The 14,768-nt window shown below is 62.0% G+C and carries 15 protein-coding genes; 9 read left to right on the forward strand and 6 right to left on the reverse strand.

Going from position 1 to position 14,768, the window contains the following annotated elements; translation table 11 throughout:
- Window positions 1–139: 139 nt before the first annotated feature.
- On the forward strand, window positions 140–1,417 hold the full coding sequence (gene gabT, locus JOE32_RS18350; protein WP_209987158.1) for a 4-aminobutyrate--2-oxoglutarate transaminase: 1,278 nt from the start codon (window positions 140–142) through the stop codon (window positions 1,415–1,417).
- 137 nt (window positions 1,418–1,554) lie between these two features.
- Here the strand turns inward: gabT and JOE32_RS18355 are convergent, their stop codons facing one another.
- Together JOE32_RS18355 and desA are read right to left on the reverse strand one after the other, a co-directional pair.
- The gene (locus JOE32_RS18355) at window positions 1,555–2,556 is read right to left on the reverse strand and encodes a sensor domain-containing diguanylate cyclase (protein WP_209987161.1); all 1,002 of its coding nucleotides are present in this window, start codon (window positions 2,554–2,556) and stop codon (window positions 1,555–1,557) included.
- 188 nt (window positions 2,557–2,744) lie between these two features.
- Window positions 2,745–3,929 carry a delta-9 fatty acid desaturase DesA gene (desA, locus tag JOE32_RS18360; protein WP_209987164.1) on the reverse strand — a complete coding sequence of 395 codons (1,185 nt, stop codon included), beginning with the start codon at window positions 3,927–3,929 and terminating at the stop codon, window positions 2,745–2,747.
- Between the two features lie 165 nt (window positions 3,930–4,094).
- Between desA and dibA the strand changes: the two genes are divergently transcribed.
- From dibA to JOE32_RS18390, 6 genes are all read left to right on the forward strand, one after another.
- Window positions 4,095–6,008, forward strand: a complete 1,914-nt coding sequence (gene dibA, locus JOE32_RS18365; RefSeq protein ID WP_209987167.1) for a phosphodiesterase DibA — start codon at window positions 4,095–4,097, stop codon at window positions 6,006–6,008.
- A 246-nt stretch (window positions 6,009–6,254) separates the two neighbouring features.
- Window positions 6,255–6,437, forward strand: a complete 183-nt coding sequence (gene oscA / locus JOE32_RS18370; protein WP_003170956.1) for a sulfur starvation response protein OscA — start codon at window positions 6,255–6,257, stop codon at window positions 6,435–6,437.
- Window positions 6,438–6,506: 69 nt separating this feature from the next.
- On the forward strand, window positions 6,507–7,517 hold the full coding sequence (locus tag JOE32_RS18375; RefSeq protein WP_209987171.1) for a sulfate ABC transporter substrate-binding protein: 1,011 nt from the start codon (window positions 6,507–6,509) through the stop codon (window positions 7,515–7,517).
- 85 nt (window positions 7,518–7,602) lie between these two features.
- Window positions 7,603–8,421, forward strand: coding sequence for a sulfate ABC transporter permease subunit CysT (gene cysT, locus JOE32_RS18380; protein ID WP_159953615.1), 819 nt, complete (start codon window positions 7,603–7,605; stop codon window positions 8,419–8,421).
- Window positions 8,422–8,434: 13 nt separating this feature from the next.
- On the forward strand, window positions 8,435–9,307 hold the full coding sequence (cysW, locus tag JOE32_RS18385) for a sulfate ABC transporter permease subunit CysW (protein WP_209987174.1): 873 nt from the start codon (window positions 8,435–8,437) through the stop codon (window positions 9,305–9,307).
- Between the two features lie 3 nt (window positions 9,308–9,310).
- Window positions 9,311–10,291, forward strand: coding sequence for a sulfate ABC transporter ATP-binding protein (locus JOE32_RS18390; protein WP_209987177.1), 981 nt, complete (start codon window positions 9,311–9,313; stop codon window positions 10,289–10,291).
- A 125-nt stretch (window positions 10,292–10,416) separates the two neighbouring features.
- Here JOE32_RS18390 and JOE32_RS18395 read toward each other — a convergent pair whose 3' ends face one another.
- Genes JOE32_RS18395 through JOE32_RS18405 form a run of 3 tightly spaced genes read right to left on the reverse strand, consistent with a single transcriptional unit; the run spans window position 10,417 to window position 11,889 of the window.
- Window positions 10,417–10,944: an Mpo1-like protein gene (locus JOE32_RS18395; protein ID WP_209987179.1), complete on the reverse strand. Its 528-nt coding sequence runs from the start codon at window positions 10,942–10,944 to the stop codon at window positions 10,417–10,419.
- A 33-nt stretch (window positions 10,945–10,977) separates the two neighbouring features.
- Window positions 10,978–11,388, reverse strand: a complete 411-nt coding sequence (uraH, locus tag JOE32_RS18400; protein ID WP_209987183.1) for a hydroxyisourate hydrolase — start codon at window positions 11,386–11,388, stop codon at window positions 10,978–10,980.
- 27 nt (window positions 11,389–11,415) lie between these two features.
- Window positions 11,416–11,889, reverse strand: coding sequence for a heme-binding protein (locus JOE32_RS18405; RefSeq protein WP_209987186.1), 474 nt, complete (start codon window positions 11,887–11,889; stop codon window positions 11,416–11,418).
- 100 nt (window positions 11,890–11,989) lie between these two features.
- Between JOE32_RS18405 and JOE32_RS18410 the strand changes: the two genes are divergently transcribed.
- Complete coding sequence (locus JOE32_RS18410; RefSeq protein WP_209987189.1) at window positions 11,990–12,355, forward strand: response regulator; 366 nt, start codon at window positions 11,990–11,992, stop codon at window positions 12,353–12,355.
- 161 nt (window positions 12,356–12,516) lie between these two features.
- Here the strand turns inward: JOE32_RS18410 and JOE32_RS18415 are convergent, their stop codons facing one another.
- Entirely contained in the window at window positions 12,517–13,521 is a 1,005-nt protein-coding gene (locus JOE32_RS18415; RefSeq protein WP_209987191.1) for an AraC family transcriptional regulator, read from the reverse strand.
- 100 nt (window positions 13,522–13,621) lie between these two features.
- Between JOE32_RS18415 and JOE32_RS18420 the strand changes: the two genes are divergently transcribed.
- Entirely contained in the window at window positions 13,622–14,665 is a 1,044-nt protein-coding gene (locus JOE32_RS18420) for a fatty acid desaturase (RefSeq protein WP_209987194.1), read from the forward strand.
- The last annotated feature ends 103 nt before the right edge of the window (window positions 14,666–14,768 follow it).

Here is a 14,768-nt window from a genome sequence, read left to right on the forward strand (position 1 = left end):
GACCCTTTGCGTGTTTCACACCGTTATTCGCAGTGGCCGGGAACGCTGTGGCAGTCGATCATCGCATGCTGCCGCAGTGGCTTCCCCGCCACGTATTTCCTTGCACAGCGCCACCCGATGAGTGGCGAATGAGGACTTTATGAGCAAGACCAACGCTTCCCTGATGAAACGCCGCGAAGCCGCTGTACCGCGCGGTGTTGGCCAGATTCACCCGATCTTCGCCGAGTCCGCGAAGAATGCCACCGTGACCGACGTTGAAGGTCGCGAGTTCATCGACTTCGCCGGCGGTATCGCCGTGCTGAACACTGGCCACGTGCACCCGAAAATCATCGCCGCCGTGACCGAGCAACTGAACAAGCTGACGCACACCTGCTTCCAGGTATTGGCGTACGAGCCGTACGTAGAGCTGTGTGAAAAAATCAACGCCAAGGTGCCGGGGGATTTCGCCAAGAAAACCCTGTTGGTCACCACCGGTTCCGAAGCCGTTGAGAACGCCGTGAAGATCGCCCGCGCCGCCACCGGCCGTGCCGGCGTGATCGCCTTCACCGGCGCCTACCACGGCCGCACCATGATGACCCTGGGCCTCACCGGCAAAGTCGTGCCGTACTCGGCCGGCATGGGCCTGATGCCCGGCGGCGTGTTCCGCGCGCTGTTCCCGAACGAACTGCACGGTGTGAGCGACGACGATGCCATCGCCAGCATCGAGCGCATCTTCAAGAACGATGCCGAGCCGCGTGATATCGCCGCCATCATCATCGAGCCGGTGCAGGGCGAGGGCGGTTTCTACGTCGCGCCCAAGTCCTTCATGAAGCGCCTGCGCGAACTGTGCGACAAGCACGGCATCCTGCTGATCGCCGACGAAGTGCAAACCGGCGCTGGCCGTACCGGCACCTTCTTCGCCATGGAACAGATGGGCGTTGCCGCCGACCTGACCACCTTCGCCAAGTCCATCGCCGGCGGTTTCCCGCTGGCCGGTGTGTGCGGCAAGGCTGAATACATGGACGCCATCGCCCCGGGCGGTTTGGGCGGCACCTACGCCGGCAGCCCGATTGCCTGCGCGGCTGCGCTGGCGGTAATGGACGTGTTCGAGGAAGAGCACCTGCTGGACCGTTGCAAAGCGGTGGGTGAGCGTTTGGTGACCGGCCTCAAGGCGATTCAGGCCAAGTACCCGGTGATCGGTGAAGTGCGCGCCCTGGGCGCGATGATCGCGCTGGAACTGTTCGAAGACGGCGACAGCCACAAGCCGAACGCTGCAGCGGTCGCCGCCGTGGTGGCCAAGGCGCGGGACAAGGGCTTGATCCTGCTGTCCTGCGGCACCTACGGCAACGTGTTGCGCGTGCTGGTACCGCTGACCTCGCCGGACGAGCAACTGGACAAGGGCCTGGCGATCATCGAAGAGTGTTTCTCCGAGCTCTAAGCATCTGATTACACAGATGAACCCTTGTGGGAGGGGGCTTGCTCCCGATAGCGGTCTATCAGCCAACAAATAGAGGGCTGACACACCGCTATCGGGAGCAGGCCCCCTCCCACATTTAGTTTGTGCCTGGCATCACATCAGTCGGCGATCACGCGGTTTTTGCCCAGGCGCTTGGCCTCGTACATGGCGGCGTCGGCGCGGGCGAACAAGCTGTCGAGGGTCGAGTCGCTTGCGCGCAGGCTCGCCAGGCCCTGGCTGACCGTCACGTTGAAAGCGCGGCCGTCATAACTGAAGCTCAGCGCCTGGATCTCTCTGCCCAGGCGCTGCGCCACCTGCAGCGCCATCTCCGGTGCGCAACCGGGCAGCACGGCGGCGAACTCTTCGCCGCCAATGCGTCCGAACAGGTCGCCACGGCGCAATACCCCTCGGCCGCTTTCGGCGATACGCCGCAGCACCTGATCGCCCTCCAGGTGGCCGTACGTGTCGTTGATGTCCTTGAAGTCATCGATGTCCAGCAACAGGAACGCCAGCGGCGCGCCCTGGGCACAAGCGACGTCGAAGGCCTGGTTGGCGCATTCGAAAAAGTGCCGGCGGTTGCTGCTCTGGGTCAGTACGTCGGTAGTGGCCAGGCGGTGCAACTCCAGCTCCAACTGCTTCTTTTCGGTGATGTCCTCGGCGATGCCCACCACGATCAGCGGTTTATCGGGGTCGGCCTGCTGATTGATGTAGCACTTATCGCAGAGCCATCGAATTTGCCCGTCGGCGGTGATGATGCGGTATTCACGGTCTTCCACGGCGCCAGTGGTCAGCACGCGGGCCAGACTCTGTTCGGCGTAGTCGAGGTCTTCGGGGTGAATGCTGTTGCGCCATTCACGGTGGTCGGCGAGCAGCAGGCTTGCCGCTCTTCCAAAAACACGCTCGTAGGCCGGGCTCACATAGAGCACGCGACGTGTTTCCCAGTCGACAGCCCACAGCACCGCATTCACGCTCACCAGCAGTGAGCTCAGCAACTTCTCGCGCTCACTCAGACGCTCGACTTCACCCTGGGCATGCATCAGCGCAAGCAGGGTGGCAGCCGCCGCCGGGCGGGGCGGTTCAGCGGTTGGAAGGTCAGGCGAAAGGGGCTTTTCGTGAACCATCGGCACAACTCTCTCTGGGCGCGCCGCAAGGTGGAACAGCGGTCACAACAAGGGGCCACCATGATGGCGAAGTGTTCTTTGAGAGAGGGTAAATGCGTCGAAGTTCCATGAACGGCACGGATTGTCGGTGCCCGGAAAATGACGTCAGAAACAGGATAAGTGGGAGGGCGGACCCTCCCACGGTACCGTCAGACCGTCGCGGGACGCAGCGAGTAGGTTTTCAATTGGTGGGCAAAATCGCGCAGCGACTGGATACCGCTGGCCTCGGCCTCGTGCACCCATTCCTTGATCGCCGCCAGCATGTCATGACCGTTCGAGCTGGTCTTGAGCCAGATCTGTTGCAGCGCCAGACGCTTCTCGTAGATCACTTTCAGGGCCTGGCTGTGTTCCAGCAGGCTCTGGATGCGCAGGTGATGGCGATCGTCCAGCAGGCTGGTTTCACGGGACAGCAGGCGCTTGGCGCGATGGAATTGGTGGCGCACCGAATGGTCGACCCTGGCCAGCTCCTGCTTGACCAGCGGGCCGATCACCAGCTTGCGGTACTGGGCCATGATCTGGAAGCGGTTGTTGAGGATCGCCATGGCGGTGTCCATGTCCAGATGGCCCTTGCCTTCGACGCGATGGGCAATCGGCGCAACCCGCTGCACCTTGGCCAGACGCAGGAAGCTGAACACCTTGATCCAGGCCCAGCCCATGTCGAACTCCCATTTCTTCACCGACAGCTTGGCGGAGTTGGGGTAGGTGTGATGGTTGTTATGCAGCTCTTCGCCGCCAACGATGATGCCCCATGGCACCAGGTTGGTGGCAGCATCGCGGCATTCGAAGTTGCGATAGCCCACGGCGTGACCCAGACCGTTGATGACGCCGGCGGCCCAGAACGGAATCCACATCATCTGGATCGCCCAGATGGTGATGCCGATGGTGCCGAACAGCAGCAGGTCGATCACGCCCATGATCGCCACGCCCAGCAGCGGGTAGGGCGTGTAGAGCTTGCGTTCGATCCAGTCGTCCGGGCAGTTCTTGCCGTAGATGCGCAGGGTTTCCGGGTTTTCCGCTTCGGCGCGGTACAGCTCGGCGCCCTTGCGCATGACGGTGGACAGGCCCTTGATCACCGGGCTGTGCGGGTCATCGACGGTTTCGCACTTGGCGTGGTGCTTGCGGTGGATGGCGGTCCACTCGCGGGTGTTCTGCGCCGTGGTCAGCCACAGCCAGAGACGGAAGAAGTGTTTCAGGCCGGCATTGAGCTCCAGGGAGCGATGGGCTGAATAGCGATGCAGATAAACCGTGACCCCGACAATGGTCACGTGGGTCATCAACAGGGTGACTGCCACCAGTTGCCAGGCTGACAGATCGAGAAAACCGTTGTACCACATAGGCTGTATGGCCCTCAGATAAAGAAAAGAACAGCTCACGCATTATCACTAAGCCTACACAGAAAACCAGACACCCTTTCAGATAGGAGTGACTGGATGTTTCTTATTCTATAATCCGTAACCTTTGTAGGGCGATGCTGTTTTTGGGTAAGGATTACTGGGCATATGCTGTTTTCGTACCGAGGTGCCCTGTTGACGGGGCTGGTCTACCTGTTGTTTTCCATCGCGTGGCTGCTGTTCAGCCCCCTTTTATTGATCAACTTTCTCGATGAACCACCGGCATTGCAGTACGGTTTTCCGGTGAGCGGCTCTATATGGGTGGCGCTGAGCGCGCTGCTGATCTGCCTGATCTGCGCCCGCGCTGCCCGTACCAACCGTCTGCTGCGCCCCTTGAAGGAAAACCGCGAGCGTCTGCGCCAGGCTGCCGCTGTGTTCGATTGCACCCGCGAAGGCGTGTTGGTCACCGATAGCGCGGGCCAGATCGTGCATGTCAATCGCGCCTTTATCACCATCACCGGCTACCGCCGCGAAGAGGTGCTGGGGCGGCAACCGAGCCTGTTCAAGTCCGGGCACCATTCGTCGAATTTTTACCGGCAGATGTTCGAGACCCTCGAACTAGAGGGTGAATGGAGCGGCGAAATCTGGAACCGGCGCAAAAGCGGCGAGATTTATCCACAGTGGCAAACCATCCGGGTCATCCATGACGACGACGGCCATGTCAGCCATTACGTCGCGGTGTTTTCCGATATCAGTGCCATCAAGGACTCCGAGCAAGAACTGGCGCACCTGGCCCATCACGACCCGCTGACCGACCTGCCAAACCGCCTGCTGTTCAGCGACCGCGCCGAACAGGCGCTGGCGTCGGCGCAGGTGCACAAACGTGGCTGTGCGTTACTGCTGTTGGACCTGGACCACTTCAAGATCATCAACGACAGCCTTGGCCACAACGTCGGTGACCAGTTGCTCAAGCACGTGGGCGAGCGCCTGGCGGGCCTGTTCGGCCCCGGCGTGACCCTGGCGCGTCTGGGCGGGGATGAGTTCGCCGTGCTGGCGGAAAACTGTCCACAGGTGACCCAGGCGGCAGCCCTGGCGCACCGCATGCTCGCGGCGATGAAGGATCCGTTCGTGTTCGATGGCAACCAGCTGTTTATCAGCGCCAGCATTGGCATCAGCCTGTTCCCCGGCGATGCCCTGAGCGCCGAACAACTGCTGCGCAACGCCGATTCGGCGCTGTTCAAGGCCAAGAGCGCGGGTCGCGAAGGCTTCGCGCTGTACACCGAAGAGCTCACCGCACACGCGCAAAGCCGGGTGGAAATCGCCGGCGAGTTGCGGCGCGCCCTCGACCGCGACGAACTGCGCGTCTACTACCAGCCGGTGCACAACCTGCAGGACGGCCGCCTGATCGGTGTTGAAGCGCTGGTGCGCTGGCAGCACCCGGAGCGCGGCCTGGTACCGCCCGGCGAATTCATCCCCATCGCCGAGCGCACCGGGCTGATTGCCGATATCGACGGGTGGGTGATGCTCCAGGCCTGTCGGCAGATGTGCCGATGGCTGGCCGAGGGCAAGCTGCTGGGGTTCATGGCGGTCAACGTCTCCAGCCGTCTGTTCGCCCGGCGCGAGCTGTACGACCACGTGGCGCGGGTGCTGCACGACACCGGCCTGAACCCGGCTTTCCTGGAGTTGGAGGTCACCGAGAGCGCGGTAATGGACGACCCCGACATGGCCCTGGAACAGCTGCACCGCCTGCGCGAACTGGGTCTGCGCCTGGCCATCGATGACTTCGGCACCGGATATTCCTCCCTGCTGCGCCTCAAGCGCCTGCCGGTGCACAAACTCAAGATCGACCAGGGTTTCGTCGCCGGGTTGCCGGAGGATGACGATGACGTTGCCATCGTACGCGTGGTGATCGCCCTGGCCAAAAGCATGGGCATGCAGGTGCACGCCGAAGGCATCGAGCGGGTGGAGCAGGCGCGGTTCCTGCTGGCGCAGGCGTGCGATATGGGCCAGGGATACTGGTTTGGCAAGCCCAAGCCGGCCACAGACATTGAATGGTCAAACTCCCTCGCAATTCGAACTTGAAACCCAGTCGACTGTGGGAGGGGGCTTGCTCCCGATTGCGGTTTACCAGTTGGCACATTGATCAACTGATCCGCCGCCATCGGGAGCAAGCCTCCCCCACAATTGCATCTTCGTTCGAATTGAATTTTTAGTTATATAAACATTCTTAAATAGTATTTTTAAGAATATCCGCGCTTATCTACTATCGCTCCCACGCCGCAAGCAGTTCCGCGACTGCCAGGCACTATTCATTTCAGGAGCGAGACCATGAGCGCATCTCTTCGTAGCGTCGACGGCCAGGACGAAGCAGCCATTTTGCGTGAGATCCAGAGCGCGCTGCGTGACCTGCGGTTCGGCGCGGTGGAAATCACTGTGCACAACGCACAGGTGGTACAGATCGAACGTAAAGAGAAATTCCGTTTGCAGAACCCGGGTAACAAACCGAGCTAGGCAGCCACGGCGATTCGCAACACCCGCAACCATAAGAAAAAGCCAACACCCAGAATTCTAGGAGCTTCCATGTCGTCGATTCGCCGTTATGCCCTGGCCGCGCTGGCCAGTGCCGTGTTTGCCGGTTCCGCCGTTGCCAAGGACTACGAGTTGCTCAACGTCTCGTACGACCCTACCCGTGAGCTGTATCAGGACTACAACGCGGAGTTCACCAACTTCTGGAAGCAGTCCCACCCCGGCGACACCGTCAAGATCCAGCAATCCCACGGCGGTTCGGGCAAGCAGGGCCGTGCTGTGATCGACGGCCTGCGCGCCGACGTGGTGACCCTGGCCCTGGCCGGCGACATCGACGAAATTGCAAAATTGGGCAAAACCCTGCCGGAAAACTGGCAGACCCGCCTGCCGGACGCGAGCACGCCGTACACCTCGACCATCGTGTTCCTGGTGCGCAAGGGCAATCCCAAGGGCATCAAGGACTGGGGCGACCTGATCAAGAAAGACGTGTCGGTGATCACGCCGAACCCGAAAACCTCCGGCGGTGCACGCTGGAACTTCCTCGCCGCCTGGGCCTATGGCCTCAAGGCCGGTGGCAGCGAAGCCAAGGCCCAGGAATACGTGAAGGAACTGTTCAAACACGTGCCGATCCTCGACACCGGGGCGCGTGGCTCGACCATCACCTTCGTCAACAACGGTCAGGGTGACGTGTTGCTGGCCTGGGAAAACGAAGCGTTCCTGGCGCTGAAAGAAGACGGCGGCGCCGACAAGTTCGACATCGTCGTGCCGTCCCTGTCGATCCTCGCCGAACCACCGGTGGCCGTGGTCGACAAGAACGCCGAGAAAAAGGGCAACACCGAAATCGCCACCGAATACCTCAAGCACCTGTACAGCCCGGCTGGTCAGGAGATTGCGGCGAAGAACTTCTACCGCCCACGCGATGAAAAAGTCGCCGCCCAATACGCCCAGCAGTTCCCCAAACTGGACCTGGTGACTATCGACAAAGACTTCGGCGGCTGGAAAACTGCCCAACCGAAATTCTTCAACGACGGTGGCGTGTTCGACCAGATCTACACGGCGCAATAAACATACCGGCCTCCCTGTGGAATGCGGCCCGCTCCCACAAAAACTCATTCCTGCAGTGGTATCTACCCTTTAACCAAGGACTCTCATGTCGCGTCGTATCTCCCCCGTCATACCCGGCTTCGGGCTGACGCTGGGCTACACCGTGGTGTACCTCAGCCTGATTGTGCTCATCCCCCTGGCGGCGATGTTCGTCCACGCCGCTCAACTCACCTGGGATCAGTTCTGGGCCATCATCTCCGCTCCGCGCGTGCTGGCGGCGTTGAAACTGAGCTTCAGCACCGCGCTCTACGCCGCGCTGATCAACGGTGTGATCGGCACGCTGCTGGCTTGGGTGCTGGTGCGTTACACCTTCCCCGGTCGCAAGATCATCGATGCGATGATCGACTTGCCGTTCGCCCTGCCCACCGCCGTGGCCGGTATCGCGCTCACCGCGCTGTACACGCCGACCGGCCTGGTCGGGCAGTTCGCTGCCGACCTGGGCTTCAAGATCGCCTACACGCCCCTGGGCATCACCCTGGCGCTGACCTTCGTCACCCTGCCCTTCGTGGTGCGCACGGTGCAGCCGGTACTCGCCGACATCCCCCGGGAGATCGAAGAAGCCGCCGCCTGCCTGGGCGCCAAGCCGCTGCAGGTGTTCCGCTACATCCTCGTGCCCGCGCTGCTGCCGGCCTGGCTCACCGGCTTTGCGCTGGCGTTTGCCCGAGGCGTGGGTGAGTACGGTTCGGTGATCTTCATCGCCGGCAACATGCCGATGAAGACCGAAATCCTGCCGCTGCTGATCATGGTCAAGCTCGACCAGTACGACTACCGCGGTGCCACCTCCATCGGTGTGCTGATGCTGGTGGTTTCCTTTGTGTTGCTGCTGCTGATCAACTTGCTGCAGCGGCGCATCGAACGTCCATAAGGAGGCGCGGAACATGTCCCAATCGTCTATTTCCGCCGCGTCCTCGGCCAATGCGGCCCGGCGTGGCAGCGCGGTGTCGCGGCGTATCCTGATCGGCCTTGGCTGGCTGGTGTTTGCGCTGTTTTTGCTGCTGCCGCTGTTTATCGTGGTGTCCCAGGGCCTGAAGAACGGCCTCGGCGCGTTCTTCGCGGCCATCCTCGAACCCGACGCGCTGTCGGCGCTGAAACTCACGGTGATCGCCGTGGCGATTTCGGTGCCGCTCAACGTGGTGTTCGGCGTCAGCGCGGCCTGGTGCGTGAGCAAGTACTCGTTCCGTGGCAAGAGCATCCTGGTGACGCTGATCGACTTGCCGTTCTCGGTATCGCCGGTGATCGCGGGCCTCGTCTACGTGCTGATGTTCGGCGCCCAGGGCTTCTTCGGGCCATGGTTGCAGGAGCACGATATTCAGATCGTGTTCGCCTTGCCCGGCATCGTGCTGGCGACCATTTTTGTCACGGTGCCGTTCGTGGCCCGTGAGCTGATCCCGCTGATGCAGGAGCAGGGCACCCAGGAAGAGGAGGCCGCGCGCCTGCTCGGCGCCAATGGCTGGCAGATGTTCTGGCACGTGACCGTGCCAAACATCAAATGGGGCCTGATCTACGGCGTGGTGCTGTGTACTGCGCGGGCCATGGGCGAATTCGGCGCGGTGTCGGTGGTGTCCGGGCACATTCGCGGTGTCACCAACACCCTGCCGCTGCACGTCGAGATTCTCTACAACGAATACAACCACGTTGCCGCGTTTGCGGTGGCCAGCCTGTTGCTGATCCTGGCGCTCTTCATCCTGCTGCTCAAGCAGTGGAGCGAGAACCGTATCAACCGCCTGCGCAACAGCGCCGGTGAGGAATAAGTCATGTCGATCGAAGTCCGTAATGTCAGCAAGAACTTCAACGCCTTCAAGGCCCTGAACAGCATCAATCTGGACATCCAGAGTGGCGAGCTGGTGGCGTTGCTGGGCCCGTCCGGCTGCGGCAAGACCACCTTGCTGCGCATCATTGCCGGGCTGGAAACCCCGGATGACGGCAGCATCGTGTTCCACGGCGAAGACGTCTCCGGCCACGATGTGCGCGATCGCAACGTCGGCTTTGTGTTCCAGCACTACGCGCTGTTCCGCCACATGACCGTGTTCGACAACGTCGCCTTCGGCCTGCGCATGAAACCGAAAAACCAGCGCCCGAATGAAAGCCAGATCGCCGCCAAGGTTCACGAGCTGCTGAACATGGTGCAGCTCGATTGGCTGTCGGATCGCTACCCGGAACAACTCTCCGGCGGCCAGCGCCAGCGCATCGCCCTGGCGCGCGCGTTGGCGGTCGAGCCCAAGGTGCTGCTGCTGGATGAGCCGTTCGGCGCCCTCGACGCCAAGGTGCGTAAAGAGCTGCGCCGCTGGCTGGCGCGCCTGCACGAAGACATCAACCTGACCTCGGTGTTCGTGACCCACGACCAGGAAGAGGCGATGGAAGTCGCCGACCGCATCGTGGTGATGAACAAGGGCGTGATCGAGCAGATCGGCTCACCGGGTGAAGTCTACGAAAATCCGGCCAGCGATTTTGTGTATCACTTCCTTGGTGACTCCAACCGCCTGCACCTGGGCGAAGACCAGCACGTGCTGTTCCGCCCGCATGAGGTGTCGCTGTCACGCCATGAGCTGGAGGATCACCACGCGGCCGAGGTGCGCGATATTCGCCCGCTGGGCGCGACTACGCGGGTGACGTTGAAGGTCGAAGGCCAGAGCGAGCTGATCGAAGCCGAAGTGGTGAAAGACCACGACAGCCTCACCGGCCTGGCCCGTGGCGAGACGTTATTCTTCAAACCCAAGGTCTGGCAAAAAGCCTGACAACCCCGCCATACCCAATGTGAAAATCGGGCCGATGTGGGAGGGGGCTTGCTCCCGATAGCGGTGTATCAGCCACCTGTTCAGCAGCTGACCCACTGCCATCGGGAGCAAGCCCCCTCCCACATTCAGATTTCACTCGGTTTTAGATCACGGCGTGCCATTGGCCCGGAGCGCGCTTCGATCTGCTGTTTCAGCTCGCGTCGCAACCCCAGCAAAAACGCCGCCTCCACCACTACGAACAACGGCCCCACAATCAGCCCCGACACATCATCCACAAACGCGGGCTTGCGGCCTTCGTAGTAGTGCCCGACAAACTGAATCACCCAGCCCACCACGAACAGACCGATGCCGCTGCTCAGCCACACCAGCGTGCTCTGCGCGGCCAGCGCGTGCCCGGCCCACACCGACAATCCCATCAGCACCGTCATCAGCACGCCCAGGGCCAGTTCCAGGCGCAGGTAAAACCACGCCGAAAACAACGCCACGATCACCGCGGGTGAAATCCACAGACCGCCGACTGTCCATTCGGGGCGCGACAGCAGTACGGCCACCGCCACCACAATCAACGGAATACCGATGAAGTGGCTGGCGATATTGCGTGGGTCGCGGTGATAGGCGGCGTATTGGCTGAGGTGGTCGACGAGGCTTTTCATTGTTGTTCCTCCTGTTGGAGGCTTGAGCATAACCTACGAGCCGCGATAGGTAGAGAACCCGTAAGGGCTCAGCAACAGCGGGATGTGGTAATGCTGGTCGGCCTGCTTGACCTGGAAAATCACCGGGACTTCCGGGAAAAACGTCTCGCGGTTGGCCTTTTTGTAATAGTCGCCAGTCTTGAATACCACGCGGTATTCACCCGGCGTCATGCTGCGGTTGGCGGGGAACAGTTCGGCGATGCGCCCTTGCGGGTTGGTGACGCCCGCAGACAGCGATTGCCATTGATCGCCCACGTGCTGCTCCAGGGTGACGTTCACGCCGGCACTCGGCAGGCCGTTTTCCAGGTTGAGCACATGTACGCTCAACGGGTTGCCGTCGGCCTGGGCCAGGGTGCACAGGCCGCTGAGGCTGAGGGCGGCGAGGGTCATGCTGAGGGTTTTCATCGAGAAGTCCTTTTGAGGGAGTTGGAATCAGAGGGAAGTTTTCAGGCCCAGTTGCTCGGCGGCCTGTAGTGCGCAGGACTCGTCCTGGGCTGCGCCGCCGGCACCGGCAACGCCCAGCGCGCCGACCAGCTCAGCGTCGGCGAACAACGGCACGCCGCCACCGAGCAACAGCAACTCGGGCAAGCTGTTAAGGTTGGCGGCTTCGGGGTTGTTGCGCGCCCGTTCGGCAAACAGCCGGGTCGGCGTTTTGGTCGACAGCGCGGTGTACGCCTTGCGCTGGCTGGCGAGGCTGTTATGCGGCCCGACGCCGTCCGCCCGCAGACCCAGCAGCAGGTTGCCGCCACGGTCGAGTACGGTCAGCGCGGCGCTGCAATGGGTGAGGCTCGCATCGGCCAGTTGGCGCGCGGTGTGCAAATCCAGCGTGGCGTAGCGGGGCAGTTGCGGCGTCGCCAGGGCTGCGGTGCAGACGGCGAGGCTGAGGAACAGGGCAGTGCGATGCATGGTGATGGCTCCAGAAAGCAGGCCGTCACGGTAGCCAGTGAACGTGGTCAGAAGCCGCACAATTTGATGACAGGTTTGTAATCAAACCCAGAGGTAAGGCATGCAGGTGTTGTTAGTGGAAGACCAGCCCGAGCTGGCGCAGCGTATGGCCCAGGGCTTGAGCGAAGCGGGCTTCGGCGTGGAAGTCGCGGCCAACGGCATGGCGGCGCAGCGGTTTGTGGAAAGCACCGTGTACGACCTGGTGATCCTGGATGTGATGCTGCCCGGGCTGAACGCCTGGAAGCTGCAACAGGCCATTCGGCAGCGCGGCGACACGCCGGTACTGTTCCTGACCACGCCGGGCGGGATCGAAGATCGCCTGCGCGGGTTGGAGTTGCATGAAGATGACTACCTGCTCAAACCGTTCGAGGCCAGGACGTTGGTAGCGCGGGTGAGGAAGCTGTTGCGGCGTGATCGCGGGCGGTGAATGCCTGGGCCATCGCTATCGGGAGCAAGCCCCCTCCCACAGTTTGATCTGTGAACACATTCAAGTGGGGAGCAAGTTTTCCCTGTTTAGCTTTGTGAATACAGTCAAATGTGGGAGGGGGCTTGCTCCCGATGAGGCCCCCAAAAACACCCCACATCCCGCTACCGCAACCCATCCCTGAACTGCCCCGGGGTGATCCCCGTCCAGCGCTTGAACGCCCGGCTGAAACTGCTGGTGTCGGCAAACCCCAGCAGATGACTGATCTCAGCCAATGAGCACTGCGGATCGCGCAAATGCTGCAGCGCCAGATTCTCCCGGCACTCATTGAGCAGCGCATCAAAGCGACACCCCTCATCCGCAAGATGCCGCTGCAGGCTGCGCAGGCTCAAGTGCAGCGCCTGGGCAATGCGCTCGGCGCCCGGCTCGCCGTCGGGCAATTGCGCCTCGATGGCGGCGCGTACCTTGCGCTCCCAGGTCAGCGGTTGCAGTTGCGCCAGGGTGCGCTTGAGCACGGTTTCGTTGTGTTCGGCCAGCTCCGGGTTGGCGTCGTCCAGGTGGCTGTCGAAATCGTGGGCGGCGAACTCCAGACGGTCCTCCTCAGCGCCAAAAAACACGGGTGCGCGGAACACCGTGTGCCACGGGCCGGCATCGGCCGGTTCGGCGCGGCGCAGGTACACGGCCAACGGCGCATAGTCGCGGCCCAGGCGGTTGCGGCAGGTGCGCACATAGATCGCAGCAAACGCATCGATGGCTTCCGGTGCCGGTGCCGGGCTGCCTTCGGGTTGCAGCAGACGAAAGCTGTAGTGATCGCCGTGACGGGTCAGCTCCAGGCTCAGCGCATCGCTGACCACCTGGTGATAACGCACGATACGCTCGAACACCTCACGCAGACTGCCGCTGGCCACCAGTGCGTAACCCAGCGCGTGAAACGTGGTGGGACTGACAAACCGCGACACCCGCAAACCAATCGCCGGGTCACCGCTGGCCTGCACCGCCAGCGCCCACAGGCGCGTGGTGGCCGACAGCGGATAACGCGCATTGGGGTCGTCCATCTGCTGCGGGTCGAGCCCGGCCTGCACGCACAGCGCGGCGCTGTCGAGGCCCAGGGCATCGAGCTGCTTGCGCAGGGCGCGGGTCCAACTGGCGAGGGACGTGGGTTCGGTCATGGCGATTGGCGCTTGCGGTCAACAGGTTGGCGTGTGGGGCTGATGCCCTGACGTACCGCGTGAGTCAGGATACATCCATCAATAAATAGAGGATGGGAGCATGGACGGTACTTCTGCAAGCCCCCGGCAGATGAACGCGCAACAGCGTGCCGCGCATATCCGTGAAGTGGTGCTGGCCGAAGGCGTGCGTCTGCGCCGGCAGCACCCCTGGCTGTCGCATCAGGACGCCCTCGGCGCGGGCATCCTGGCCTTCGCTTTGCTGGGCATGATCGGTTCGGCGGCGCTGTATATCACCGGGTATATGGCCTGGTGGGCGTGCCTGCTGCTCAATGCGTTTCTGGCCTCGTTGACCCACGAGCTGGAACATGACCTGATCCACAGCATGTACTTTCGCAAGCAGCGTGTGCCCCACAACCTGATGATGGGCCTGGTGTGGCTGGCGCGCCCGAGCACCATCAACCCGTGGATACGCCGGCACCTGCACCTCAACCATCACAAGTTCTCCGGCACCGAAGCCGATATGGAAGAGCGCGCCATCACCAATGGCGAGCCTTGGGGCTTTGCGCGTTTGCTGATGGTGGGCGATAACCTGATGTCGGCGTTGATCCGCCTGCTGCGCGCCAACACCTGGGGCCACAAGTTCAAGATCCTCAAGCGCGTTGTGTGGGTCTACGCGCCGCTGGCGCTGCTGCATTGGGGCGCGTGGTATGTCTTCCTCGGCTTCCATGCCGCCAATGGCATCGCCAGCCTGTTGGGCGCGCCGATCGACTGGTCGGCCGGCACCTTGCAGATGATGCAGGTGATCGACATTGCTGCTGTGGTGATCATCGGTCCCAACGTGCTTCGCACGTTCTGCCTGCACTTTGTCAGCTCCAACATGCACTACTACGGCGATGTGGAGCTGGGCAATGTGCTCCAGCAGACCCAGGTGCTCAACCCCTGGTGGCTATGGCCGATGCAGGCGTTCTGCTTCAATTTCGGCAGCACCCACGGGATTCACCATTTTGTAGTGAAGGAGCCGTTTTATATCCGCCAGATGACCGCCAAGGTGGGGCATAAGGTGATGGCCGAGATGGGTGTACGCTTCAATGATTTCGGCACGTTTGCGCGGGCCAATCGGCTGGAGCCGACTGCGCACGCTTGAAAGAATTATTGCCGAAATGCAGGTGTGGCGAGCCCTAATGCCGTTCAGTTAAGCGCAGATTCCCTGTGGCGAGCAGGCTTGCCCTGCGTTGGGCTGCGCAGCA

This window comes from Pseudomonas sp. PvP025 (assembly GCF_017832155.1).
GTDB lineage: Bacteria > Pseudomonadota > Gammaproteobacteria > Pseudomonadales > Pseudomonadaceae > Aquipseudomonas.